The organism is Streptomyces sp. NPDC059743 (assembly GCF_042732975.1).
In the GTDB taxonomy this organism is placed as follows: Bacteria; Actinomycetota; Actinomycetes; order Streptomycetales; family Streptomycetaceae; genus Streptomyces.
Map to the genome: position 1 here is coordinate 111985 of NZ_JBHWGS010000024.1, position 24336 is coordinate 136320.

Genomic DNA, 24336 nt, shown 5'->3' on the forward strand with positions numbered 1-24336 from the left:
CCATCTTCCGCTCCTACCGGCCCTTCCCCTCCTACCGGACAAGGAACCCGCAGATGCCGATCCTGCCGATCCGCGTGATGCTCGTCGACGACCAGGTGCTGCTGCGCACCGGTTTCCGTATGGTGCTGGCCGCACAGCCGGACATGGAGGTCGTCGCGGAGGCCGGGGACGGCGCGGAGGCGATCGAGAAGCTCCGCGCCACCACGGTGGACGTCGTACTGATGGACGTCCGGATGCCCAGGCTCGACGGCGTCGAGGCGACCCGCCGGATCTGCGCGGAACCGGGCGCGCCGAAGGTGCTCATCCTGACCACCTTCGACCTGGACGAGTACGCCTTCTCCGGGCTCAAGGCCGGGGCCAGCGGCTTCATGCTCAAGGACGTCCCGCCCGGCGAACTGCTGAGCGCGATCCGCTCGGTGCACAGTGGTGACGCGGTGGTGGCCCCGTCCACGACACGGCGGCTGCTCGACCGCTTCTCGCCGATGCTCCCGACGAGCACCAAGCCGCAGCACAAGGAGCTGGACCGGCTCACCGGGCGCGAGCGCGAGGTGATGCTGCTGGTGGCGCAGGGCTTGTCGAACGGGGAGATCGCGGGGCGGCTGGTGCTCTCGGAGGCGACCGTGAAGACGCATGTCGGCCGGATCCTGACGAAGCTGGGGCTGCGGGACAGGGTGCAGGTGGTGGTGCTGGCGTACGAAACGGGCCTGGTCCGAGCGGGATCGCCTCCCGGCGGTGCGCCTCCCGGCTAGGGGGTCGTGATGCGGGTTGCGCCTGCGGCGCGGTGCGCGCCTGACGGCGCAGGGGCCGGTGCGGTGGTGGGTGCGGGTGCCGGGGCACTCCGGAGGTACATGTCCGGACGGCATGATTTACGCCGCGTGCGGACCGGCTGCTAGGTGCGGGCTTCGTGTGCGGCACAAATCACGCTTTAGTGTCCGGACACGCACCTCCTCCGACCCCGACCCCCTCCCGCCCGGCCCCCGGCTTTCCGCCCGGTCCGGGCCCACCCCCAGCCCGTCCGGCGTTTGAGGACGGAACGGCCAACCCCGGTGCCGGGTTCCCGCTCGGTAGGGGCCAGCCTCTCGCCGTACTCCGGCCGCGAAACCCAGCCCGTCCGGCGTTTGAGGACGGAACGGCCCGCCCGGCGCCGGGTTCCTGCTCGGAGTGGGTCAGCTCCTTGCCGTACGGCCGCAGGCCGGAAATCCAGCCCGTCCGGCGATTGAGGACGGAACGGCCGCCTAGCCCAGAGGCAGGCGCGTCGTGAAATCCGTTACCGCCGTGCGTACGTCGTCCGGGGTCCAGGTCAGGCCCGGTTCCGTGACCGTTACCTCCGTGTAGGAGACGCCCGGTGGGCCCGACGGAGGCGCCGACCAGACGCGGAAGAGTGTGGTCTTGGTCTCCTCCGCCTGACGCACCGCCGCCTCGTTCAGCGCCTCCGGCGCGTACGGCAGCCAGACCTGGAACTGGTGGGTGTGCGGCGGGTCCGGGTGGACGCGGAACCACGGCGTCGCCGACGCCGCGAAGCCCTCCGTCAGCGCCGCGGCGACCACGCGCGCGTGGGCGACGTACGACGGCAGCCGTGGCAGTTCGCGCTCCAGGCCGAGCAGGGCCGACAGCGCCGCCGGGAACTGCTGGAAGAGCTGGCCTCCGTAGCGGTGGCGCCAGAGCCGGGCCTCCTCCACCAGCTCCCGCGGACCGGCCAGCGCCGCGCCGGACAGACCGTCCAGGGACTTGTAGAAGGACACGTACACGCTGTCCGCGAGACCCGCGATCTCCGCCAGGGTGTGCCCGAAGTGCGGCTCGCACTCCCACAGGCGCGCGCCGTCGAAGTGCACCACCGCGTCCCGCTCGCGCGCCGCGTTCACCACCGCGACCAGTTCGTCCCAGGTCGGCAGGACGAAGCCCGCGTCGCGCAGAGGCAGCTCCAGCATCAGCGTGCCGAACGGATCGGCCAGCTCCTGGACCTCGTCGGCGGTCGGCAGCCGAGGCTCGGTGGTCGGATGGACCGTACGCAGTCCGCTGACGGCCGCCAGCGCACCGCCCTCGTGGACCTCCGGATGCGCGAGCGGATGCAGTGCCACCGTCGCGTTGCCGGTACGTCCCGCCCAGCACCGGAGCGCCACCTGCTGTGCCATCGTGCCCGTCGGGAAGAAGGCCGCGGCCGGGAAGCCGAGCAGCGAGGCCACCCGCTGTTCCAGCTCGGCGACGACTCCGTTCCCGTACAGATCCGTCCAGTCGTCCAGATCGTGGACCGATCCCGCGTCCGCCGCCAGGACGGCGAGCTGCTCGCCGAGCCTCTGGTTCATACCGGGCCGTGTCAGCACGCGCTCGGACGCCCGCCACGCGGCCATCCTGCGGTGGCGTGCGGCGTCCGCCGTCGTCTTCCCGTCGTCGGTCCCCGCCTGTTCGGCCTGCTCGTTCGTCTGTTCCATGACCCGCATCATGGCCCACGCGCCGCCCGCTGCCCACAGCCTGTGGACAGCCAAGTGGCAGGGCGGAACGCTGGCGTAGCATGGCGAGAAATCGTCCGGTACCCCCCGCGGACTGGAACGGAAGGCCCCGCCGCGTGAATCCAGCAGCACAGGAACCTCTCGATCCCCGGGACCGTCCCGCCCGGCTCACCGTCGGTGTCGTGGGAGCCGGCCGCGTCGGGCCGGCGCTCGCCGCGTCGCTCCGGCTCGCCGGGCACCGGCCGGTCGCCGTCTCCGGAGTCTCCGACGCGTCCGTACGGCGTGCGGCGGCCCTGCTTCCCGACGTACCGCTCGTGACGCCCGCCGAGGTCCTCGCCCGCGCCGAGCTGGTGCTGCTGACCGTTCCCGACGACGCGCTGCCGCGTCTGGTGGAAGGGCTCGCGGAGACCGGTGCCGTAAGGCCGGGACAGCTCCTCGTCCACACCTCGGGACGGTACGGCGCCAGGGTGCTGGATCCGGCCCTGCGCGCCGGTGCCCTGCCGCTCGCCCTGCATCCGGTCATGACCTTCACCGGCTCCTCGGTGGATGTTCAGCGGCTGGCGGGCTGCTCCTTCGGCGTCACCGCGCCCGAGGAGCTGCGGCTGGCCGCGGAGGCCCTGGTCATCGAGATGGGCGGCGAGCCCGAGTGGATCGCCGAGGAGTCGCGTCCGCTCTACCACGCGGCGCTGGCGCTGGGCGCGAACCACCTGGTCACGCTGGTCGCCCAGTCGATGGAGCTGCTCCGTACGGCCGGTGTCGCCGCGCCGGACCGGATGCTGGGCCCGCTGCTGGGCGCCGCTCTGGACAACGCCCTGCGCTCCGGTGACTCCGCCCTGACCGGCCCGGTCGCGCGCGGTGACGCGGGCACGGTCGCCGCGCACGTCGCCGAGCTGCGCAAGCACGCACCGGGCGCCGTCGCCGGATATCTCGCCATGGCCCGTACGACCGCGGACCGCGCGCTGACACATGGACTGCTCAAGGCGGAGCTGGCGGAAGACCTTCTGGATGTCCTCGCCGACGGCGACAGCCTCGGCGACGCCCGTGGCGGAGGCACCGGCGGTGGCGCCCGATGAGCCTCGCACTCGCCGCCACCCGCGCCGAGCTGGACCGGCTGCTCGATGAGCACACGGGCGGCGGTCCCACGGCCGTCGCGATGACCATGGGCGCGCTGCACGAAGGGCACGCGAGCCTGATACGGGCGGCCCGCGCCCATGCCGGAGCCACGGGCTTCGTCGTCGTCACCGTCTTCGTCAATCCGCTCCAGTTCGGCGCGGGAGAGGACCTCGAACGGTATCCGCGCACGCTCCAGGCCGATCTGAAGATCGCCGAGGCGGCCGGCGCCGACGCCGTGTTCGCGCCGTCCGCCGACGAGGTCTATCCCGGCGGTGCTCCTCAGGTCACCATCGCCGCGGGCCCCATGGGCGAGCGACTCGAAGGCGCCTCGCGGCCCGGCCACTTCGACGGAATGCTCACCGTCGTGGCCAAGCTGCTGCACCTCACCCGGCCCGACGCCGCCTTCTTCGGCCGCAAGGACGCCCAGCAGCTCGCGCTGATCAGCCGGATGGTCCGCGATCTGAACTTCCCGGTCGAGATCATCGGCGTACCGACCGTCCGTGAGGACGACGGTCTCGCGCTCTCCAGCCGTAACCGCTATCTCTCCCTGCCCGAGCGCCGCACCGCCCTCGCCCTCTCCCGGGCCCTCTTCGCCGCCCATGACCGCCTCGGCGCGCTGTACGCGCTGCGCGCCCGCGCCGAGTACGCGCCCGCGCCCGGTGCCCGCGCCGCCGCGCTCTCCGCGCTCGGCGAGGCCCGGCTCGCGGCCGACGCCCATGCCGTGGCCGTCGCCGGGACCTCCGGCGCGCGGGCCCGTCCGTACGGAGCGGACGCCGTACGGGCCGCGGCCCGCGCCGTGCTGGACGAGGCGGCTCGTGCCGCGCCGCCGCTCACCCTGGACTATCTGGCCCTGGTCGATCCCGCCGACTTCACGGAGGTCCCCGACGACCACACCGGCGAGGCCATCCTCGCCGTCGCCGCGCGCGTCGGCGGCACGCGGCTGATCGACAACATCCCCCTGACCTTCGGAGCCCCCAAGTGACCGGAACCGGAATACGGCTGACCGCCCCCGCACCGGGCTGGGCCATCGACGCCGATGTCGTCGTGGTCGGCTCCGGAGTCGCCGGTCTCACCACGGCCCTGCGCTGCACGGCCGCCGGGCTCCGTACGGTCGTCGTCACCAAGGCCCGTCTGGACGACGGCTCCACACGCTGGGCCCAGGGCGGTATCGCGGCGGCGCTCGGCGAGGGAGACACTCCCGAACAGCACCTTGAGGACACCCTTGTCGCGGGCGCCGGACTCTGCGACGAGGAAGCGGTCCGCACGCTCGTCACCGAGGGCCCTGAGGCCGTACGGAGACTGATCGGCACCGGCGCGCACTTCGACACCTACGCCACCGGCGAGCTCCAGCTGACCCGCGAGGGCGGCCACCACCGCCGCCGTATCGCCCATGCCGGAGGCGACGCGACCGGCGCCGAGATCTCCCGCGCGCTGGTCGAGGCGGTACGGGCCGCCGCGCTCCGTACCGTCGAGAACGCGCTGGTGCTCGATCTGCTGACCGACGAGCACGGCCGTACGTCGGGCGTCACGCTCCATGTCATGGGCGAGGGCCAGCACGACGGCGTCGGCGCGGTCCGCGCTCCCGCGGTGGTCCTGGCCACCGGCGGTATGGGCCAGGTCTTCTCCGCGACGACCAATCCCGCCGTCTCCACCGGCGACGGAGTGGCGCTGGCGCTGCGCGCGGGCGCGGAGATCTCGGACCTGGAATTCGTACAGTTCCATCCCACGGTGCTCTTCCTCGGCGCCGGTGCCGAGGGACAGCAGCCGCTGGTCTCCGAGGCGGTACGAGGCGAGGGCGCCCATCTCGTCGACGCCGACGGCGTACGGTTCATGCTCGACCAGCACGAACTGGCCGAGCTGGCGCCACGCGACATCGTCGCCAAGGCGATCACGCGCCGGATGCGCGAGCAGGGCGTCGCGCACATGTATCTGGACGCCAGGCACTTCGGTGCCGAGATGTGGGAGAGCCGCTTCCCCACGATCCTGGCCGCCTGCCGCAGCCATGGCATAGACCCGGTCACGGAGCCGATACCGGTGGCGCCCGCCGCGCACTATGCGTCCGGCGGAGTCCGTACGGATCTGCGCGGACGGACCACGGTGCCGGGGCTGTACGCGTGCGGTGAGGTCGCCTGCACGGGAGTCCACGGCGCGAACCGGCTGGCGTCCAACTCCCTTCTGGAGGGCCTGGTGTTCGCGGAGCGGATCGCGGCGGACATCGCGGCCGGACCACGGCGCCCGGTAGAGCACCGCTCTCCTAAAGAGGGTGTCGCAGGCTCTGCCCCCGCCACCAGCCTGCTGCCGCTGATCGCGCCCGAGGCACGGGCCGGAATCCAGCGGATCATGTCCGAGGGCGCGGGCGTCCTCAGATCGGCGCGGAGCCTGGGGAAGGCCGGTGAGGCCCTGGAGACCATCTTCCAGCGCGCCCTCCACCCGGATACGGCCCAGCCCGAGGACGTCGCAGAGCCCGAGGACGTCGGTCTCGACGGCAAGCCCGCCGTGCCCGGTGTCGAGTCCTGGGAGACCTCGAACCTCCTCTGTGTCGCCCGCGTCCTGGTCGCCACCGCGCTGGAGCGCGAGGAGACCCGCGGCTCCCACTGGCGCGAGGACCGTCCCGAGCGCGACGACACCGACTGGCGCCGCCATCTCGTCGTCCGTCTCATGCCCGACCGCGGGCTGGCGGTCCGGCGCACGGAAACGGCCGCCTTCCCGCCCGTGAGCCCCGTGGGTCCGCATCTCCCGCCCGCCCAGCCCAGTACCTCCCACATCCCGCCGACGCCCCCAGGGAGCCGTAAACCGTGAGCACGCCCGAAGACAGTCCGCGCCCCGAGCCCGTGGACGTACCGCTGATCCAGATCGGTGCCCCGGCGGCACCGGCCACGGGAGGCTGCGGCGACGGCTGCGGCTGCTCCGCCGGTGAGGAGGGCTACGGCCTCGCCGATCTGGAGTGCGGTCTCGATCCCGCCCTCGCCCGGCTTCTCGCCGACGCCGGACTCGATCCCGTACAGGTCGAGGACATCGCCCATGTCGCCGTCGAGGAGGACCTCGACCACGGCGTGGACGTGACCACCGTCGCGACCGTCCCGGAGGACGCCGTCGCCACCGCCGACTTCACCGCGCGCCAGAGCGGTACGGTCGCGGGCCTGAACGTCGCCGAGGCCGTTCTGTCCGTCGTCTGTACGGAGGAGTTCGCGGTCGAGCGGCATGTCGCCGACGGCGACCGTGTCGAGGCCGGACAGAAGCTCCTCAGCGTCACCGCCCGCACCCGCGATCTGCTCACCGCCGAGCGCAGCGCGCTCAATCTCCTGTGCCGGCTGTCCGGTATCGCGACCGCCACGCGCGCCTGGGCCGATGTGCTCGAAGGCACCGGCGCCAAGGTCCGCGACACCCGTAAGACCACACCGGGCCTGCGCGCGCTGGAGAAGTACGCGGTGCGCTGCGGCGGCGGTGTCAACCACCGGATGTCGCTCTCCGACGCGGCCCTGGTCAAGGACAACCATGTGGTCGCGGCGGGCGGTATTGCCGAGGCGTTCAAGGCCGTACGGGACCGCTTCCCGGATCTGCCGATCGAGGTGGAGGCCGACACCCTGCACCAGGTGCGCGAGGTCCTGGACGCGGGCGCCGATCTGATCCTGCTGGACAACTTCACTCCGGCCGAGACGGCGGAGGCCGTGGGCATCGTCGCGGGCCGCGCGCTCCTGGAGTCCTCCGGGCGGCTCGCCCTCGACAACGCCCGTGCCTACGCCGAGACCGGCGTCGACTTCCTCGCGGTCGGCGCACTCACCCACTCCTCCCCGGTCCTCGACATCGGCCTCGATCTGCGCGAGGTCGAAGCCTGATGCTTCTCACCATCGACGTCGGCAACACCCATACCGTTCTCGGCCTGTTCGACGGCGAGGAGATCGTCGAGCACTGGCGTATCTCCACCGACGCGCGCCGCACCGCGGACGAACTCGCCGTACTGCTCCAGGGCTTGATGGGCATGCACCCGCTGCTCGGCGAGGAACTGGGCGACGGGATCGAGGGCATCGCGATCTGCTCGACGGTGCCCTCCGTCCTGCACGAGCTGCGCGAGGTGACCCGCCGCTACTACGGCGATGTTCCCGCCGTCCTCGTGGAGCCGGGCATCAAGACGGGTGTGCCGATCCTGATGGACAACCCCAAGGAGGTCGGCGCGGACCGCATCATCAACGCGGTCGCGGCGGTCGAGCTGTACGGCGGCCCGGCGATCGTCGTGGACTTCGGTACGGCGACGACCTTCGACGCGGTCAGCGCCCGTGGCGAGTACGCGGGCGGTGTCATCGCGCCGGGCATCGAGATCTCGGTCGAGGCGCTCGGCGTCAAGGGCGCCCAGCTCCGCAAGATCGAACTGGCCCGTCCGCGCAGTGTGATCGGCAAGAACACCGTCGAGGCGATGCAGTCGGGCATTCTGTACGGCTTCGCGGGCCAGGTCGACGGTGTGGTGGCGCGGATGGCCCGTGAACTGGCCGACGATCCCGGCGAGGTGACCGTGATCGCGACCGGCGGGCTCGCTCCCATGGTCCTCGGCGAGGCCACCGTGATCGACGAGCACGAGCCCTGGCTGACCTTGATCGGTCTGCGCCTGGTGTACGAACGGAACGTCTCCCGTATGTGACCGCGGTGACTATATGACCGCTGTGACCGTGCCCGGTCCGCCCTCGCCCCGCTACGGCCGGGCAGCGGACCGGGGCATCGGAGCGTCTGCGCCGTCTCACCCGTTCGGCGGGCGGGCCGCGCCAGTGGAGAGGCGTTAAACGGATTTTGTCCCTTTGGCGCGTAGTGTCGCCGCATGCCCACGCCATACGGATCCCGCGGCGGCATGGCCTTCGGTGCCGAGGAGCTGCGTGTGCTCCGACGCGCCCTCGCCGTTGCCCTTCATCCCGTCCCGCTCCCGAACGAGGACGTCCGGGCCTGCCTGCGGCTCGCCGAGTCCGTGGACGAGGCGGTACGGGAGGCCGGGCGGCTGCGGGCGTTCCTGGTGGCCGATCTCGCCCGGTACCGGGAGGCGCTTCCTGGCTCCCTCACCGGCTATCTGGAGCTGCTCCAGGACGCCCTGGCCGCCGGCTACGTCCCGGTGCCCGACGATCTCGCGGCGCTGCGCGCCCTGCGCGGCAACCCGGTCGCCGCCGCCCTGCTCGACCGCTGTCAGCGGCTCGCCGAACGGTCGGTACGGGCCCGTCTCGCCGCCCGTTCCACCGCCGCGGCTGGTGCGGTCGCCGCCCTGACTCCCGCTCCTCGTACCCGGCTTCTCGCGCTTCCCGGCGGCCTCGCCTCCGACGAGCCGGAACAGCCGAAGGAGCCCAGGGAGCCCACGGCGCCGAAGGAGCCCCGGGAGCCCAGGGACCCGGACGTCAAGGATCCCGAGAAGGAGCCCCGCGAGCCGAAGCAGCCCCGGAAGAAGCCGGCTCCGCCGCAGCATCCCGCGCCCGGTCGGCCGATGCCCAAGCCGTCCGAGGTCTTCCCGCCCCGCCGCCGTCCCGCGCCCCCGCCGGAGGAACTGGCCGCCGGATAGCTACTCTGGACGGCATGGACTACGTATCCGCGCTCGTGCCGCCCGTGGTGATGGCCGCCTTCTTCATCGGCCTGGTCGTGACGATCGTCAAGAGCCAGGGCGGCCCCAACAAGGCCAAGGAGGACGCGGCGGTCGACGCGGCCCTCGCCCGGGCGGAGTCCGCCCAGCAGCAGAGCCGCGCCACCGGCACCCCGGGCGCCGACGGCGCCTGAGCCCCGAGCGCGCGCACTTCACCGTATGACCTGGACGTACGACTGATTCCCAGTCGTACGTCCTTTTTGTTACGTCAATAACCGGCCATTCGGACATCTCGCACTATGGTGAAGGCGTGCCCCGTCAATTGGGAGACCTGGAAGACGCCGTCATGACACGCGTCTGGCAATGGAACCGTCCGGTCACCGTCCGGGAAGTCCTCGAAGACCTTCAGCGGGAACGGTCCATCGCCTACACCACCGTCATGACCGTAATGGACAATCTCCATCAGAAGGGCTGGGTACGCAGGGAAGTCGAGGGCCGCGCCTATCGATATACGGCGGTCTCCACCCGTGCCGCGTACGCCGCCGCGCTGATGAACGAAGCATGGTCGAAGAGTGACAACCCGGCGGCGGCACTAGTCGCCTTCTTCGGCATGATGTCGCCCGAGCAGCGGGAGTCACTTCAGGACGCCGTCCGTATGGTCCGGGCGGACCGTCCGGAAGTCGACCCCGAGGAAGGCGACCGCCCGGAAGGCGCTCCACGCGAAGGCGAAGGCGATCCCCGTGAAGACACCGGGGCCGAGGGCGCCGACAGCCCGCCGGAGGCAGGGCGATAGCGTCCGCTCATGCTCACAGCCCTTCCGCTTCCCAATGCCGAAGCAAATGCCATCACCGTCCGGCGGGCCAGGACCAGGGATGTACCGGCTGTCCGCCGTCTCGTCGACCCTTACGTGAGCGAAGGCATCCTGCTCGACAAAGCACCGGTGACGCTTTACGAGGACATCCAGGAGTTCTGGGTCGCGGAACGCGACGAGGACGCGAGTGTCATCGGCTGTGGCGCCTTGCATGTGATGTGGGAAGACCTCGCCGAAGTACGCACACTCGCCGTGGATCCCGTGGTCAGAGGCGCGGGAGTAGGGCATCAACTACTTGACAAGCTGCTGGAGACCGCCCGCTGGCTCGGAGTGCGCCGGGTATTCTGCCTCACCTTCGAAGTCGAGTTCTTCGCGAAGCGCGGCTTCGTGGAGATCGGTGAGACACCGGTGGACGGAGATGTCTACCGAGAGCTGCTGCGTTCCTATGACGAGGGCGTTGCCGAGTTCCTCGGTCTCGAACGGGTGAAGCCGAACACCTTGGGCAACAGCCGGATGCTTCTGCACCTGTGATCGCCGGACTCCCGCGCCGATCCCTATGTCCGAATCGCGCACGTTTCCCGTCTTCTTGCGAGGCTGAACCTCTGCCGGGGGTTTGTGTTTTCCTGAGAAAAGCGGTTTCCTTTCCGCGTACTGCATTTTCGATGAAAGGAAATCCGGTGGCACAGAAGGTTCAGGTCCTTCTTGTCGATGACCTCGACGGCGGCGAGGCGGACGAGACGGTGACGTTCGCTCTGGACGGGAAGACCTACGAGATCGACCTCACCACCTCCAATGCGGACAAGCTGCGAGGGCTCCTCGATCCGTACACCAAGGGTGGCCGGCGTACCGGTGGCCGCGCCGCGGCGAGCCGTGGCAAGGGCCGTGTCGCCACGGGCGGGAACAAGGACACCGCGGAAATCCGCAAGTGGGCGAAGGAGAACGGCTACAGCGTCAACGACCGTGGCCGTGTTCCCGCCGAGATCCGTGAAGCCTACGAGAAGGCCAACGGCTGAGTATTCGTACGAGGCGTATTTCCGCGCGAAGTGCGTGACAACCGGGCCCGGTGGCACTCAGTCGCCGCCGCGTCCACGAGTCGTACGAGATCGGGGGCACCCCCACCACTGCCCCCGTGGCCGGGCCGCCCGCGCAGAGCGAGCGCCGGCAGCGTCGACTCCATATCGAGTCCGGGCTCGGGGGGCCGCAACCACACGGCGGCCCCCTGCGCGCCGGGACCGGGCCACCGCGGTGGCGCGGGAGCGGTGATCCGCCCGCCGACGCCGAGAGCGGTCAGCCCCAGGGCGATCCCGCCCCACTCCAGCCAGTCGAGCAGCCCCGGCAGTTCCTCCGCGCTTCCCTCGGCCACCAGCAGGCCCATCCGCCCGCCGAGCAGCGCCACCGGCCCCGTCGGGCCGATCCTGCGCAGCACGGCCGCCCCCGCGTCCGCGGGCAGCTCCAGCACATCGAAGCGGAGCCCGGTCGGCAGCAGCACCGGCGGCCCGGCCTCGGCCGCCCAGCCCAGTTCCTCCTCGTACCACCGCGCGGCACCGTCAACATCGCTGCCGGAGACGACCGGACCGTGTTCGCGCGGGCCGCGAGGAGGCGGGACAGTGAAGGCCATACCCGCAGCAACTCCCGACCCGTGCCCGGAGTTACGCTACGTCGGTACCTCTTTGCACAGCGTGCCCATTACGGGGGCGTGCGGGCGCATTCAGGAGCGCAAGGGTGTTCGCCCGTAGCGGAGGGAACCGGGGTGCGCCGCATGGACTGTCACTGCTTACGGGTAAGACATTCCTAGTGGGAAGGGACGACACGCGGTTCCGGGCCGTCTTGCGTTCGCCATCGGCGTACTGATGGCGAGGGTATCTGCCTGGCCTGCGGGAACATCGTCTCGCACCATCGGGTTGGAGCTGGTGTCCGGTGTTCGGGGCTGGGAGCCTGGGACAGGTAGTCGGCAGTTGGAATGAGCGGTCCCCGCTTGCGGGACTAAGCTGCGGAAGGACAGGGAGGGGACCGACCCCTTTACTGCCTGACCGCTCTGAGGAGCGATTAACGATGTTCGAGAGGTTCACCGACCGCGCGCGGCGGGTTGTCGTCCTGGCTCAGGAAGAAGCCCGGATGCTCAACCACAACTACATCGGCACCGAGCACATCCTCCTGGGCCTTATCCACGAGGGTGAGGGTGTCGCCGCTAAGGCCCTGGAGAGCCTCGGGATTTCGCTCGAGGCGGTCCGCCAGCAGGTGGAGGAGATCATCGGCCAGGGGCAGCAGGCCCCGTCGGGCCACATCCCCTTCACCCCCCGTGCGAAGAAGGTCCTGGAGCTTTCGCTCCGTGAGGCTCTTCAGCTCGGCCACAACTACATCGGTACGGAGCACATCCTGCTCGGCCTGATCCGCGAGGGCGAGGGCGTCGCCGCCCAGGTCCTCGTGAAGCTGGGCGCCGATCTCAACCGGGTGCGGCAGCAGGTCATCCAGCTGCTCTCCGGTTACCAGGGCAAGGAGGCCGCCACAGCGGGCGGTCCTGCCGAGGGCACGCCCTCCACGTCCCTGGTCCTCGACCAGTTCGGCCGGAATCTCACCCAGGCCGCCCGTGAATCCAAGCTCGACCCGGTCATCGGGCGCGAGAAGGAGATCGAGCGGGTCATGCAGGTGCTCTCCCGCCGTACGAAGAACAACCCGGTCCTCATCGGCGAGCCCGGCGTCGGCAAGACGGCGGTCGTCGAGGGACTGGCCCAGGCCATCGTCAAGGGCGAGGTGCCCGAGACCCTCAAGGACAAGCACCTCTACACCCTCGACCTCGGCGCGCTCGTCGCGGGCTCCCGCTACCGCGGTGACTTCGAGGAGCGGCTGAAGAAGGTCCTCAAGGAGATCCGCACCCGCGGCGACATCATCCTGTTCATCGACGAGCTGCACACCCTGGTGGGTGCCGGCGCCGCCGAGGGCGCGATCGACGCGGCGAGCATCCTCAAGCCGATGCTGGCCCGCGGTGAGCTCCAGACCATCGGTGCGACGACGCTCGACGAGTACCGCAAGCACCTGGAGAAGGACGCGGCCCTGGAGCGCCGCTTCCAGCCCATCCAGGTCGCGGAGCCGTCGCTGCCGCACACGATCGAGATCCTCAAGGGCCTGCGCGACCGGTACGAGGCACACCACCGCGTGTCCATCACGGACTCCGCGCTGGTCGCCGCCGCGACGCTGGCCGACCGCTACATCTCGGACCGCTTCCTGCCGGACAAGGCGATCGACCTGATCGACGAGGCCGGTTCCCGGATGCGTATCCGCCGGATGACCGCGCCGCCGGACCTCCGCGAGTTCGACGAGAAGATCGCCGGTGTCCGCCGTGACAAGGAGTCCGCGATCGACTCCCAGGACTTCGAGAAGGCCGCCTCTCTCCGTGACAAGGAGAAGCAGCTCCTGGCCGCGAAGACCAAGCGGGAGAAGGAGTGGAAGGCCGGCGACATGGATGTCGTCGCCGAGGTGGACGAGGAGCTGATCGCCGAGGTCCTGGCGACGGCCACGGGCATCCCGGTCTTCAAGCTCACCGAGGAGGAGTCCTCGCGCCTGCTCCGTATGGAGGACGAGCTGCACAAGCGCGTCATCGGGCAGAAGGACGCCATCAAGGCGCTCTCGCAGGCCATCCGGCGTACGCGAGCGGGTCTGAAGGATCCCAAGCGTCCCGGTGGTTCGTTCATCTTCGCCGGTCCGTCCGGTGTCGGTAAGACCGAGCTGTCCAAGACGCTCGCCGAATTCCTCTTCGGTGACGAGGACGCGCTGATCGCTCTCGACATGTCGGAGTTCAGCGAGAAGCACACGGTGTCGCGTCTCTTCGGTTCTCCTCCCGGATACGTGGGTTACGAAGAGGGCGGCCAGCTCACCGAGAAGGTGCGCAGGAAGCCGTTCTCCGTCGTCCTCTTCGACGAGGTCGAGAAGGCCCACCCCGATATCTTCAATTCCCTTCTCCAGATCCTGGAGGACGGCCGGCTGACCGACTCCCAGGGCCGGGTCGTGGACTTCAAGAACACGGTCATCATCATGACGACCAACCTCGGGACGCGGGACATCTCCAAGGGGTTCAACCTGGGCTTCGCGGCACAGGGCGACACCAAGAGCAACTACGAGCGGATGAAGAACAAGGTCAACGAAGAGCTGAAGCAGCACTTCCGGCCGGAGTTCCTCAACCGCGTGGACGACACGGTCGTCTTCCACCAGCTCACCGAGGAAGACATCATCCAGATCGTCGACCTGATGGTCGACAAGGTGGACGAGCGTCTGAAGGACCGGGACATGGGCCTTGAGCTCAGCCCGTCCGCCAAGTCGCTGCTCGCCAAGAAGGGTTACGACCCGGTGCTGGGCGCCCGGCCGCTGCGCCGGACGATCCAGCGCGAGATCGAGGACATCCTCTCCGAGAAGATCCTCTTCGGAGAGCTGCGGCCCGGTCATATCGTGGTCGTGGACGCCGAGGGCGAGGGTGAGGCGAAGGCCTTCACCTTCCGCGGCGAGGAGAAGTCGCCTCTGCCGGACGTTCCTCCGATCGAGCAGGCGGCGGGCGGCGGTCCGAACCTGACGAAGGAAGCCTGAGGTTCGTGCCTTACGCAGGCTGACTGACTGATCGAAAAGGCTGCCCCGGGACCATTTCCTACGGTTCCGGGGCAGCCTTTTGCGTTGTGCGGGCGTTCCGGCGCCGCCTCGGGAGCGGGTCCTTGGCCGGGCCCTTGGTCCTGAATCGGACGGTCCTTCGGCCCGGTGGCCGTGATATGGCGCACAGCCCATTCCGGCCCTACGAGCCGGAGTAGTGGCGGCGGCGGTCATCGGGCGGGACTTTCGGCCCGGTGCCGGGCGGGTCCTTCGGCGGTCCGCTGCCGTCGGCCTGCCCGGCCGGATGGGATGCCGGTTTTCATCCCTTTTCACCTGCGGCTAAACGCATTTATATCGGTACATATAGGTGCGCCTTGTTCGGTGGTGGTGAGCGGTTGAGAGGTGGGTCGCCTCGGGGATCGCTACGACGAGTTGTCGTAGATGGGGTGTTTTGGGATGTGATGGCGTCCGGGTTACCAAGGTGTGGTCAGCCCGGCGCGCAGGTGTCGGGTCCCTTGATGCCCGGAGGTTTCCGTATGCCGCAGCGCAAGCTGTCCCGTCTGACCCGCCCGTCCGTCCTTCGTACCCGTGCCGGTGTCCTGGCTGCCGGACTCGGAGTGTCGTTGGCGGCCGGAACCGGGGCCGCGTTCGCCGCGACCGGCGGCGACGCTCCTGCCACGAGTGCGTCCGTCACCACGGCCGCCGTCCAGCAGCAGGCCACGGTGCACACCAAGGCGGTCTCCAAGGCTGTCTCCAAAGCCGATGAGGCCAAGAAGGCCGCCTCCTGGACCGATCCGGTCACCAAGTACACGCTGAGCGCGACCTTCGGCCGCGGCGGCAGCATGTGGGCCAAGAAACACTCCGGCCAGGACTTCGCCGTACCGATCGGCACCTCGGTCCACGCCGTCCACGGCGGTACGGTCGTCAAGGCCGGCCCGGGCGGTGCCGGTGACGGTCCCGCGTACGGCAACGCGATAGTGATCAAGCATGCGAACGGTACGTACTCGCAGTACGCGCATCTGTCGAAGATCAAGGTGTATGTGGGTCAGCATGTGCAGACGGGCCAGCAGATAGGCCTGTCCGGCAACACCGGCAACTCCAGCGGTCCGCATCTGCACTTCGAGATCCGTACGACCCCGAACTACGGCTCGGCCGTCAACCCGGTGAACTTCCTGCGCTCGGTGGGCGTCAAGGTGTGATCCCGGGACCCCGGGATGTGACCCCGGTCATGGGTTGACCCGGTGAGCCCGGCTGATCAGCTCTGTGGAGACCTCGAGGATGGCTTGACGCTTCTCCTCGGGGTCTCCTTCGACTTCCCGGAGGGCGAACTGGCCGGCGTGCATGGTGAAGAGCGCGCTGATGCAGCGGACGCGGTCCGTCAGGGACGCCTCCGGATCCTGGATCAGATCCATCAGGTCGATCATCCGGCTCTTGAATGTCTCGCCGATGCTCAGATCGCGCACCGTCGCCTGGTTCTCCTGCATGAAGCGGAAGAGCGGTGTCGCCTCTGTCAGCGCCTCGCTGTAGCGGCGGAGGATCTCCTGCTTCGTCTCCAGCGTGTGCGGCCGGCTCCGGCCCCAGGTGATCAGCTCGTCGATCGGGCGCGTCAGATCCTGGAAGAGGCTGATCAGGATGTCTTCCTTGGTCTTGAAGTGGTAGTACAGGGCGGCCTTGGTGACATCCAGCCGCTCGGCGATCTCCCGTAGCGAGGTCTTCTCGTATCCCTGCTCGGCGAAGAGCTCCAGCGCGATGTCCTGGATGCGCTGACGGGTGTTGGCCCGTCGCGGGTGCGGTGTGCTGCCCATGGTGCTCTCCCCAGGGATTGACTTACTTGACGCCCGGCAAGTAAGAGGTCTACCTTCCCCAGTGTAGTCAGCTTGCCGGGCGGCAAGTAAGTGTCAGGGGAGTGCAGGGGAGTGGGGAACATGAGTCCGACCGGGAAACAGACGGAGAAGGGCGGGCCGACGGACGGTGTCGGGACGGCGCCGAAGCAGCCCGGCGGAGCTGCCGGGTCCGGAGGTCTGGAGGCGTCGGCGGGCCTGGAAGCATCGGCGGGCAAGGCGGCCAAGGACGGGCCTCAGCCGCGCAGCGTGCGCGTGGTCCTGCTCGCGCTGATGATCGCGATGCTGCTGGCCATGCTGGACAACATGATCATCGGTACGGCGATGCCGACGATCGTCGGTGAGCTGGGCGGGCTGGAGCATCTGTCCTGGGTGGTCACCGCGTACACCCTGGCGACCGCCGCCTCCACGCCGATCTGGGGCAAGCTCGGCGACATGTACGGACGCAAGAGCGTCTTCCTCATCTCGATCGTGATCTTCCTGATCGGTTCCGCGCTGAGCGGTATGGCCCAGGACATGGGACAGCTCATCGGCTTCCGCGCCGTCCAGGGCCTGGGCGCCGGCGGTCTGATGGTCGGTGTCATGGCGATCATCGGCGATCTGATACCGCCCCGGGAGCGGGGCAAGTACCAGGGCATGATGGCCGGTGTGATGGCGCTCGCCATGATCGGCGGACCGCTGGTCGGCGGCACCATCACCGACCATCTCGGCTGGCGCTGGAGCTTCTACATCAATCTGCCGCTGGGCGCGGTGGCGCTGGTGATGATCACCGCCGTACTGCATCTGCCCGCCAAGGACCGTTCGCAGGTCAAGGTCGACTATCTCGGCGCCGCGCTGCTGACCGTCGGCATCACCTCGATCGTGCTGGTCACCACCTGGGGCGGTACGGAGTACGCCTGGGGCTCGGCCATGATCATGGAACTGATCGCGATCGGTGTCGTCGCGCTCGTCGGCTTCGTCGTCGTACAGACCAAGGCCGCCGAGCCGATCATGCCGCTGCACATCTTCCGCAGCCGCAACTTCACCCTGATGTCCGTGATCGGGTTCCTGACCGGCTTCGTGATGTTCGGCGCGGTGCTCTTCCTGCCGCTGTACCAGCAGTCCGTCCAGGGCGCCTCGGCCACCAACTCCGGACTGCTGCTCCTGCCCATGCTGCTGTCGATGATGCTCGTCTCGCTGATCGCGGGGCGGGTCACCACCAACAGCGGCAAGTACAAGATCTTCCCGATCATGGGCGGCGGACTGATGACCGCCGGGCTGTTCCTGCTCGCGCAGATGGACACCGGCACCTCACGGCTGACCTCCGGCGTGTACATGGCCGTCCTCGGCGCTGGTATGGGCTTCCTGATGCAGATCACCATGCTGGTCGCGCAGAACAGCGTGGAGCTCAAGGACATGGGTGTCGCCTCCTCCGCGACCACCCTCTTCCGTACGCTCGGCAGCTCCTTCGGCGTCGCCATCATGGGAGCGCTGTTCACCAGCCGGGTGCAGGACGAGATGGCCGCGGCGGGCGGTGCGGGCGCCACCCAGCAGTCCGCGCAGCTCGACGCGGCGAGCCTGGCGAAGCTGCCGGACGCGGTGCGCGAGGCGTACCAGGTCGCGGTCTCGTCCGGTACGCATGCCGCCTTCACGCTCGGCGCGTCGGTCGCGGTGATCGGATTCGTCGCGGCCTTCTTCGTCAAGGAGGTTCCGCTGCGGGGCGCCGGGCCGGCGCCGACGCCGGCCGACGAGGCCGCAGTGCTGGACGGCAAGGTCCCGCAGTCCGCCTGATTTCCCTCTCCAAGGCCCTGACTCCACGGCCCCCGGCGCACCCGCGCCTGGGGGCCGTCGGGAGTTCTAGGGCATCTTGAGTATCGGGAAGCTGCCCGTGGTCGTCGGGGCGTGTTCCGGGAGCCAGAGGACCGCGATGGCGCCTCCCGCGCCTCCCGCTTCCGCGCGCTCCGCCATGCCCTCAGGGCCCGCGTTGCGGAAGGTCAGCCGGGCCCCGAGGACCCGGGCCTGGCCGGCCGCGATGGTCAGGCCCAGACCGTGGCCATGGCCCGCACGGTCGGTGGCGCCCGTACGGAACCGGCTCGGGCCCTCGCGCAGCAGCGCCTCGGGAAATCCCGGGCCGTGGTCCCGTACGCGTACGACCCGGCCCTCGACCGTGACCTCGACCGGTGTGCGGCCGTGCTTGGCCGCGTTGGCCAGCAGATTGCCGAGGATGCGTTCGAGCCGCCGCGGATCGGTGTTCACCCAGGACTCGTGCACGACCTTGACCTCGGTCGCGGGATCCAGCAGGGCCACCCGGCGCTGGACGAACTCGCCGAGGGCGATCTCCTGGAGTTCGGCGCGCTCCGAGGCGCTGTCGAGCCTGGCCACCTCCAGCACGTCCTCGACCAGGGTCCGCAGGGCCTGGGCCCGGTCCCGTACCAGCTCGCTGGGCCGTCCCGGCGGCAGCAGCTCGGCCGCCGTGAGCAGGCCCGTCACCGGCGTCCGCAGCTCATGCGCGATATCCGCGGTGACCCGGCGCTCCGCCTCGATCCGCTCGTTCAGCGCGTCGGTCAGCGCGTCCACCGCGCGGGCCAGATCGTCCGTCTCGTCGCGTACGACTCCGCCGACGGCGTCCCCGACCCGTACGTCCGTGTTGCCCTGCGCGACCCGGGCCGCCGCGCCCGCGGCCCTGCGCAGCCGGCGTGAGAGCTGTCCGCCGATCAGTACGCCCAGGGCGCATCCGCCGAAGACCACCGAGACCGAACCGATGATCAGGGAGCGGTCCAGATCCTTCATGATCGTCGCGCTGCGGTCGGCGAACTTGTTGTGCAGCGAGAGCACCGCGCCGTTGCCCATCGGGACGGCCGCCCACACATCGGGCACTCCGTGCGCGTTCTCCTGCACATAGGTCGCGCGCCGGCCCTGTTTCATCTTGGCCCGCAGATCGTGCGGGAGCGCCGGGTCATCGACCTTCGTGCCGAACTTGGGCTCCTTGGTGGAGTCGTACATCCGCTCCGCGAACAGCAGCCGTTCGAGCTGCACCTCGCGCGCGTTGTCGAGCATCGAGACGCGGGCCGAGTTGTGCACCACCAGGCTCAGCGCCACCGCGACCAGCGCGCCCACGGCCGCGATCGCGATGCTGATCTTCCATCTGACGCCGGTGCGCAGAGCGAGTCGTCTCATGCCCTACGCCGTCTCATGCCCTACGCCGTCTCATGCCTTGAGCCGTCTCATGCCTTGAGCTTGTAACCGAAGCCGCGGACCGTGTCGATCCGGTCCTGACCGATCTTGGTGCGCAGCCGCTGGACATGGACGTCCACCACCCGTGTGTCACCGCCCCAGCCGTAGTCCCAGACGCGCTCCAGCAGCCTGTCGCGGGAGAGCACGGTCCCGGGCGCGGCGGAGAACTCCAGCAGCAGCCGCATCTCCGTCGGCGTCAGCGCCACCGGCTCACCGGCCCTGCGCACCTCCATACCGTCCGTGTCGATCTCCACATCGCCGAAGGTCAGCACTCCGCACGCGGCCGGCCCGTCCTGTCCGGGCCCGTCACCCGCCGCGGGCCCGCCCGCGTGGCCGAAGCGGCGCAGTACGGCCCGGATCCTGGCGACCAGGACCGCGCCGTCGAACGGCTTGGTCACATAGTCGTCGGCGCCGGCCTCCAGACCGAGCACCACATCGATGGAGTCGGCGCGCGCGGAGAGCATGATCACGGGCACGGTCGACTCGTCGCGGATACGGCGGCACAGGCTCACACCGTCCAGACCGGGCACCATCACATCGAGCAGCGCGATATGCGGCCGGTCCGCGCGGAACGCCTCCAGACCGGAGAGTCCGTCCGGCATGGCGGTGACCACGAAGCCGACGCGCTCCAGCGCGAGCTGCGTGGCCTCGCGGATGACATCGTCGTCCTCGACGAAGAGCACATGGGTCCCGGCCATCGTCCCGGCTCTCAGTTCTCGCTCGGCACGGTCGGCTCGGGCGTGGCCACGGCTCCGTTGCCCACCGCCCTGCTGTAGTTGTTGCGCACCCGGTAGCGCTCGGTGAACTTGGCGTCGCCCCAGCTGTAGGTGACGACATCCTCGCCGGACGGGTAGGTCACCGGATCGCCCTTCGCGTAGACCTGCTGGGTGACGACGAGCGCGCCGCGGTCGATCGTGGCGTAGACGGCGGGCTGCTCGTCGGTGAAGACGTTCCTGTAGCGGCCGTCCACGGACCGGTACACATACGTTCCGATACCGACGGCATCACCGCAGGTCATCACATTGATCACCACATCGGGCGCGGTACCGCCGGTGAGATCTCCGTACGAGGTGTCCACCGGATAGGCATCCTCGGCGCACGGCTTGAGATCGGCCTTGATCCGTCTGCCGACCTTCGGATCCTGTCTGAGCAGCGACACCGCGTCGACGGTCTGTGTCGGTGCCGGTACGGAGGCCCGGGCGGTCGGCAGGCCTCGCTCGACCGGCATGCTCACCGCCGCGCCCTCGTCCCTGGTGCCCGTACCGCCGGTCGCGCAGCCGGTGGCGAGCACGAAGAAGGCGGTGAGTCCGGTCATGGCCATGGCAGTCGCCACGGATGTTCCCGCGCGTGTTCCCGCGAATGTTCCGCCCCCCGGCCGACCGGGGCCCTTCAGGCCGCGCACCCCGCCCGCTCCCGTTCCTGTCTGGTCTCCAGCTCATGACGGAGCCGCGCCAGCGCGCGGTGCAGCGTGCTCTTCACCGTGCCCGCCGACATACCGAGCGCCGCGGCCGTCTCTTCCGTACTCATCTGCTCCCAGTGTCGCAGCACCACGACACTGCGTTGCTTGGGTGCCAGAATTCCCAGGATCTCCATCAGCAGCGCGCGGTCGGCGTGCTGCTCGGTGCCGTCCTCGACGCGCGCGTCAGGGAGCTGCTCGGTGGGGACCTCGTCGAGCTTGCGCGCGCGCCACCACTCCGTACGGGTGTTGATCATGACGCGGCGCAGATAAGCGTCGGCGAGCGACTTGTCGGCGATGCCGTCCCAGCGGCCGTAGGTGCGGGCGAGGGCGGTCTGGAGGAGGTCCTGCGCGTCGATGGGATCGGGCACCAGACGACGGGCGCTGCGCAGCAGGGCCTCGTGGCGGGTCCGTACGTACTCCTCGAACTCCTCGAATCCGGGTGCCTCGCCCTGCGCCATGCCGACCGCCTCCGAACCGTGACCATCCCTGCCGTTCGCCTACGGCAGGGAAGTTACGGAGCGCTTGTCACGGAGTTGTGCGGGACAGCCGTCGGCGGGCGCACGGCTGTCCATCGGTTGTGTAACGGCGGTGGTGCGACGGCCGGCCGGTCGTACGAGATGTATGGCGTGTACGGCCGGCCGGCCCGGATCAGCTCTGCGGGAGCCGGTAGACACCGTTCTCCAGCGGCTCGACCAGTCCGTCCGCGACCAGTCCGTCCAGCGCCCTGGCGCGCTGCACCGGCTCGTCCCACACCGCGTCCAGGGCCGTCTGCGGCACCGGACCGACCGCGTCGCGCAGGACGGCGAGCAGCCTGCCGCGCACCTGGCGGTCCGTGCCCGCGTAGGTCTGGCCGCGCCGGGGCGCGCCTTCGTGCGCCGGCTTGCCGGACAGCCGCCAGGCGCACCGCGCGGCGATCGGACAGCGCGTGCACTCCTCGTTCTTCGCCGTGCAGATCAGCGCGCCCAGCTCCATGGAGGAGGCGGCCCAGCGCGCCGCTGTCTCCGCGTCCTCGGGCAGCAGGGCGCGGGCCAGCTTGCGCTCGGCGGCCGTGGTCGCGTTCGGCGGGTACTGGGCACCGGTCACGGCGCGCGCGAAGACCCGGCGCACATTGGTGTCGAGCACGGCGTGCCGCTGTCCGTACGCGAACGAGGCCACCGCCGCGGCCGTGTACTCACCGATCCCGGGCAGCGAGAGGAGCTGCGCGTGCTCGCGCGGTACGTCGCCTCCGTACCGCTCCGTTATCGCCTGCGCCGCGCCGTGCAGCCGCAGCGCGCGGCGCGGATAGCCGAGCCGGCCCCAGGCGCGTACCGCCTCGCCGGGCGCCTCGGCGGCCAGATCGGCCGGGCGCGGCCAGCGGGCGAGCCACTGCTCGTACACCGGCAGGACCCGGCTGACCGGCGTCTGCTGGAGCATGAACTCACTGACCATCACACCCCAGGCGCCCGCTTCGGGACGGCGCCAGGGCAGATCGCGCGCGTTCGTCTCGAACCACGCGATGACGGAGGTGTGCAGGGCCGCCGCGTCGGTGACGGCGGCTGATGTCCGGGAAGTCGGTGAGGCGGGCGGGACGGGCGAGTCGGAGGCGGCGGGAGGTGTGGGAGAGGCGGGAGAGGCCGTGGGAGTCGCGGAGTGCGGGAAGGTAGCAGTCATGGCACCACCGATCCTGGCACGTCACGGAGCGTGGACGGTGCAGCGGACGAGCGTGCGCCGGAGGTTGTCGCGCGCCCACCGCCGGGTGGGTCAGCCCCGCGGAGTCCGGATGGTCATCGTCGGAGAGTCCACGGCGTCTGACGTGGCGGGCGCGTCGGCCGGGTTCGGCGGGACCGGCCGGGCGGTGACGGCGGTCCGGTCGCCGGGGCCCGCCAGCCGGCGCACCGGGCTCGCACCGCTGGTACGCGTCGTCCCGACGAGCAGTCCCACCGCGATGGTGGAGTGGTTGCTCGGGAAGGACCAGTCGCCGGCCGGCCGGCGGGCAGGCGATGAGCGGCTGCCCGGCCCCGGCGACCGCGCGGCACGGCCGCTCCTCCTCCAGCACCGACTTGCCGTTCATGTGATCAACGTGCAGATGATGTCTGTTGGTCACATGAGTCCATGGTCAAGTGCGCACCTCTGACGAAAGGAAGAGGTGCAGATACGGTCAAAAGTGCTTTCGCTGAAGGCCGTTCCGGGATGATGATCCGTAAAACTTGCCGAGAGGGGCGGCATGTGGGGCGGGAGTTGGCTCTGAACTCTCGTACAGTTTGCGCCGTGGGATCTTTGCGCAATCCGGTCGGGCCGCTTCCCTCCACCATCTACTGGCGACGGAGGGCAGTAGCGGCGACGCTGATCGCGCTGCTCGCGTTGCTGGTCGTGTGGTACGTCAGCTCCAGAGGGGATGGCGGGAAGCCCACGGGCGACACGTCCGACGGCGCCAATCCGGCGACGTCCATCACGCCCGGACCGTCCGGGTCCGGACCGGCGATAAGTGAACAGCCGGGCGGGCGCGACGAGTCGGACGGCACCGGGAGCAACGGCGGTGGCGGAGACGGCGGTACGGACTCCGGCGCCGACGGCGGCAAGAACGGCGATCCCGGAGGCAGTGCGGACACCGGCGGTACGGGCGGCACGGCAGGCACCGGTGCGGGAGGCGCCGCCGGTACGAGCGGTGCGGGCGGCACCGCGGGCGTCGGCGGTACGGGCGGCGCGGCGAACGGCGGTACGGGCGGCGGAGGTACGGGCACCGGCGACGGCAGCACCACCTCGGGCCGGGCGGTCGGCGCGGGCTCCGGACTCCCGGACTGCGCTCCCAACTCCCTTGCGCTGACGCTTGCCACCACCAAGGTCGCCTACGATCCGGGCGAGAAGCCCGCGTTCCGTCTGGCCGTCAAGAACACCTCAAGTACCACCTGCAAGGCGGACTTCGGGCCGAAGTCGATGGTGCTGACGGTCACCAACGCCGAGGACGAAGAGGTCTGGTCCTCCGCCGACTGCCCGAAGGCCGGCGCGCTGTACTTCGAGGTCCCGGCGGGACAGACCGTCACGCGTACCGTGCAGTGGGACCGTCGGCAGAGCGCACCGCAGTGCGCCACGCCGCCCGCGGGGGCCGTCGGTCCCGGAACGTATCTGGTCGAGGCCGCGACAACGCGGGCCTCGGTGAAGCAGGGCCAGCAGTCCATCCGTCTGGAGAAGGACTGAGCAGGACTGAGCAGGCGGTAGCGGATCCCGGCGCAGACAGCGAACGCCCCGGCCGCACCTGCGGACGCTGTTGGTTAATTCGGGGTCTGGCTACTTCGCCCCGCCGGATGCGGCGGGGCGAAGTGCTGCGAAGTGGCTTATGCGGGTGCGGGCTCGGG

The 24336-nt window shown here is 70.0% G+C and carries 23 protein-coding genes and 1 pseudogene; 15 read left to right on the plus strand and 9 right to left on the minus strand.

The genetic code is table 11. The annotated features are described in order from the left end of the window. The first annotated feature begins 62 nt into the window (after positions 1-62). Complete coding sequence (locus tag ACFV6H_RS33805; RefSeq protein WP_384984203.1) at positions 63-749, plus strand: response regulator; 687 nt, start codon at positions 63-65, stop codon at positions 747-749. A 486-nt stretch (positions 750-1235) separates the two neighbouring features. Here the strand turns inward: ACFV6H_RS33805 and ACFV6H_RS33810 are convergent, their stop codons facing one another. Continuing rightward, positions 1236-2429 carry a threonine aldolase family protein gene (locus tag ACFV6H_RS33810; protein WP_385550083.1) on the minus strand — a complete coding sequence of 398 codons (1194 nt, stop codon included), beginning with the start codon at positions 2427-2429 and terminating at the stop codon, positions 1236-1238. 80 nt (positions 2430-2509) lie between these two features. Here ACFV6H_RS33810 and ACFV6H_RS33815 point away from each other — a divergent pair, with 80 nt between their 5' ends. From ACFV6H_RS33815 to ACFV6H_RS33860, 10 genes are all read left to right on the plus strand, one after another. Beyond that, positions 2510-3520, plus strand: coding sequence for a Rossmann-like and DUF2520 domain-containing protein (locus ACFV6H_RS33815; protein WP_385550086.1), 1011 nt, complete (start codon positions 2510-2512; stop codon positions 3518-3520). Continuing rightward, positions 3517-4542, plus strand: a complete 1026-nt coding sequence (gene panC / locus ACFV6H_RS33820) for a pantoate--beta-alanine ligase (protein ID WP_385550089.1) — start codon at positions 3517-3519, stop codon at positions 4540-4542. Before ACFV6H_RS33815 ends, panC begins: the two co-directional genes overlap by 4 nt. Then, positions 4539-6359 (plus strand): L-aspartate oxidase, encoded by a 1821-nt coding sequence (locus tag ACFV6H_RS33825; protein WP_385550092.1) that lies wholly within the window; start codon positions 4539-4541, stop codon positions 6357-6359. The genes panC and ACFV6H_RS33825 overlap by 4 nt, the downstream gene beginning before the upstream one ends. Next, positions 6356-7396, plus strand: coding sequence for a carboxylating nicotinate-nucleotide diphosphorylase (gene nadC / locus ACFV6H_RS33830; RefSeq protein WP_385550095.1), 1041 nt, complete (start codon positions 6356-6358; stop codon positions 7394-7396). The genes ACFV6H_RS33825 and nadC overlap by 4 nt, the downstream gene beginning before the upstream one ends. After that, a complete protein-coding gene (locus ACFV6H_RS33835; protein ID WP_093600964.1) occupies positions 7396-8193 on the plus strand; it encodes a type III pantothenate kinase in 798 nt (265 codons plus the stop codon). The genes nadC and ACFV6H_RS33835 overlap by 1 nt, the downstream gene beginning before the upstream one ends. Before the next feature lie 204 nt (positions 8194-8397). Continuing rightward, positions 8398-9090, plus strand: coding sequence for a hypothetical protein (locus tag ACFV6H_RS33840; RefSeq protein WP_384984208.1), 693 nt, complete (start codon positions 8398-8400; stop codon positions 9088-9090). A 14-nt stretch (positions 9091-9104) separates the two neighbouring features. After that, complete coding sequence (locus ACFV6H_RS33845) at positions 9105-9302, plus strand: hypothetical protein (RefSeq protein ID WP_384984119.1); 198 nt, start codon at positions 9105-9107, stop codon at positions 9300-9302. A 116-nt stretch (positions 9303-9418) separates the two neighbouring features. Next, positions 9419-9901, plus strand: coding sequence for a BlaI/MecI/CopY family transcriptional regulator (locus tag ACFV6H_RS33850; protein WP_256098115.1), 483 nt, complete (start codon positions 9419-9421; stop codon positions 9899-9901). 9 nt (positions 9902-9910) lie between these two features. After that, the gene (locus ACFV6H_RS33855) at positions 9911-10450 is read left to right on the plus strand and encodes an amino-acid N-acetyltransferase (RefSeq protein WP_363082710.1); all 540 of its coding nucleotides are present in this window, start codon (positions 9911-9913) and stop codon (positions 10448-10450) included. Between the two features lie 146 nt (positions 10451-10596). Then, positions 10597-10932 (plus strand): Lsr2 family protein, encoded by a 336-nt coding sequence (locus tag ACFV6H_RS33860; protein ID WP_384984123.1) that lies wholly within the window; start codon positions 10597-10599, stop codon positions 10930-10932. Here the strand turns inward: ACFV6H_RS33860 and ACFV6H_RS33865 are convergent. Beyond that, entirely contained in the window at positions 10911-11537 is a 627-nt protein-coding gene (locus ACFV6H_RS33865) for an SCO3374 family protein (protein WP_093600974.1), read from the minus strand. The genes ACFV6H_RS33860 and ACFV6H_RS33865 overlap by 22 nt on opposite strands. Before the next feature lie 434 nt (positions 11538-11971). Between ACFV6H_RS33865 and ACFV6H_RS33870 the strand changes: the two genes are divergently transcribed. After that, positions 11972-14494: an ATP-dependent Clp protease ATP-binding subunit gene (locus ACFV6H_RS33870; protein ID WP_384984126.1), complete on the plus strand. Its 2523-nt coding sequence runs from the start codon at positions 11972-11974 to the stop codon at positions 14492-14494. 533 nt (positions 14495-15027) lie between these two features. After that, entirely contained in the window at positions 15028-15690 is a 663-nt protein-coding gene (locus tag ACFV6H_RS33875) for a M23 family metallopeptidase (RefSeq protein WP_385550104.1), read from the plus strand. Between the two features lie 27 nt (positions 15691-15717). Here ACFV6H_RS33875 and ACFV6H_RS33880 read toward each other — a convergent pair whose 3' ends face one another. Then, a complete protein-coding gene (locus ACFV6H_RS33880; RefSeq protein ID WP_384984132.1) occupies positions 15718-16296 on the minus strand; it encodes a TetR/AcrR family transcriptional regulator in 579 nt (192 codons plus the stop codon). Positions 16297-16416: 120 nt separating this feature from the next. Here ACFV6H_RS33880 and ACFV6H_RS33885 point away from each other — a divergent pair, with 120 nt between their 5' ends. Next, the gene (locus ACFV6H_RS33885; RefSeq protein WP_385550108.1) at positions 16417-18102 is read left to right on the plus strand and encodes an MDR family MFS transporter; all 1686 of its coding nucleotides are present in this window, start codon (positions 16417-16419) and stop codon (positions 18100-18102) included. A 66-nt stretch (positions 18103-18168) separates the two neighbouring features. Here ACFV6H_RS33885 and cseC read toward each other — a convergent pair whose 3' ends face one another. From cseC to ACFV6H_RS33915, 6 genes and pseudogenes are all read right to left on the minus strand, one after another. After that, positions 18169-19488 (minus strand): two-component system sensor histidine kinase CseC, encoded by a 1320-nt coding sequence (gene cseC / locus ACFV6H_RS33890; RefSeq protein WP_385550111.1) that lies wholly within the window; start codon positions 19486-19488, stop codon positions 18169-18171. A gap of 47 nt (positions 19489-19535) precedes the next feature. Further along, positions 19536-20243, minus strand: a complete 708-nt coding sequence (gene cseB, locus ACFV6H_RS33895) for a two-component system response regulator CseB (protein WP_384783379.1) — start codon at positions 20241-20243, stop codon at positions 19536-19538. A gap of 11 nt (positions 20244-20254) precedes the next feature. Beyond that, the gene (locus ACFV6H_RS33900; protein WP_385550115.1) at positions 20255-20947 is read right to left on the minus strand and encodes a hypothetical protein; all 693 of its coding nucleotides are present in this window, start codon (positions 20945-20947) and stop codon (positions 20255-20257) included. Beyond that, positions 20935-21462 (minus strand): SigE family RNA polymerase sigma factor, encoded by a 528-nt coding sequence (locus ACFV6H_RS33905; protein ID WP_385550118.1) that lies wholly within the window; start codon positions 21460-21462, stop codon positions 20935-20937. Before ACFV6H_RS33905 ends, ACFV6H_RS33900 begins: the two co-directional genes overlap by 13 nt. 190 nt (positions 21463-21652) lie before the next feature. Beyond that, the gene (locus ACFV6H_RS33910; protein WP_385550121.1) at positions 21653-22654 is read right to left on the minus strand and encodes an A/G-specific adenine glycosylase; all 1002 of its coding nucleotides are present in this window, start codon (positions 22652-22654) and stop codon (positions 21653-21655) included. Positions 22655-22906: 252 nt separating this feature from the next. Further along, a pseudogene (locus ACFV6H_RS33915) lies at positions 22907-23045 on the minus strand (phosphatase PAP2 family protein); the annotation flags it as partial. Between the two features lie 206 nt (positions 23046-23251). Here ACFV6H_RS33915 and ACFV6H_RS33920 point away from each other — a divergent pair. Next, positions 23252-24178 (plus strand): hypothetical protein, encoded by a 927-nt coding sequence (locus ACFV6H_RS33920; RefSeq protein WP_385550124.1) that lies wholly within the window; start codon positions 23252-23254, stop codon positions 24176-24178. Positions 24179-24336 lie beyond the last annotated feature (158 nt).

Bases quoted from the DNA above. Each gene is read 5' to 3' on its own strand.
- ACFV6H_RS33810 (WP_385550083.1), bottom strand. From the start codon at position 2,429: ATGGAACAGACGAACGAGCAGGCCGAACAGGCGGGGACCGACGACGGG.
- ACFV6H_RS33815 (WP_385550086.1), top strand. From the start codon at position 2,510: ATGGCGAGAAATCGTCCGGTACCCCCCGCGGACTGGAACGGAAGGCCC.
- panC (WP_385550089.1), top strand. From the start codon at position 3,517: ATGAGCCTCGCACTCGCCGCCACCCGCGCCGAGCTGGACCGGCTGCTC.
- ACFV6H_RS33835 (WP_093600964.1), top strand. From the start codon at position 7,396: ATGCTTCTCACCATCGACGTCGGCAACACCCATACCGTTCTCGGCCTG.
- ACFV6H_RS33840 (WP_384984208.1), top strand. From the start codon at position 8,398: ATGGCCTTCGGTGCCGAGGAGCTGCGTGTGCTCCGACGCGCCCTCGCC.
- ACFV6H_RS33845 (WP_384984119.1), top strand. From the start codon at position 9,105: ATGGACTACGTATCCGCGCTCGTGCCGCCCGTGGTGATGGCCGCCTTC.
- ACFV6H_RS33855 (WP_363082710.1), top strand. From the start codon at position 9,911: ATGCTCACAGCCCTTCCGCTTCCCAATGCCGAAGCAAATGCCATCACC.
- ACFV6H_RS33865 (WP_093600974.1), bottom strand. From the start codon at position 11,537: ATGGCCTTCACTGTCCCGCCTCCTCGCGGCCCGCGCGAACACGGTCCG.
- ACFV6H_RS33870 (WP_384984126.1), top strand. From the start codon at position 11,972: ATGTTCGAGAGGTTCACCGACCGCGCGCGGCGGGTTGTCGTCCTGGCT.
- ACFV6H_RS33875 (WP_385550104.1), top strand. From the start codon at position 15,028: ATGCCGCAGCGCAAGCTGTCCCGTCTGACCCGCCCGTCCGTCCTTCGT.
- ACFV6H_RS33880 (WP_384984132.1), bottom strand. From the start codon at position 16,296: ATGGGCAGCACACCGCACCCGCGACGGGCCAACACCCGTCAGCGCATC.
- ACFV6H_RS33885 (WP_385550108.1), top strand. From the start codon at position 16,417: ATGAGTCCGACCGGGAAACAGACGGAGAAGGGCGGGCCGACGGACGGT.
- cseC (WP_385550111.1), bottom strand. From the start codon at position 19,488: ATGAGACGACTCGCTCTGCGCACCGGCGTCAGATGGAAGATCAGCATC.
- cseB (WP_384783379.1), bottom strand. From the start codon at position 20,243: ATGGCCGGGACCCATGTGCTCTTCGTCGAGGACGACGATGTCATCCGC.
- ACFV6H_RS33905 (WP_385550118.1), bottom strand. From the start codon at position 21,462: ATGGCGCAGGGCGAGGCACCCGGATTCGAGGAGTTCGAGGAGTACGTA.
- ACFV6H_RS33910 (WP_385550121.1), bottom strand. From the start codon at position 22,654: ATGACTGCTACCTTCCCGCACTCCGCGACTCCCACGGCCTCTCCCGCC.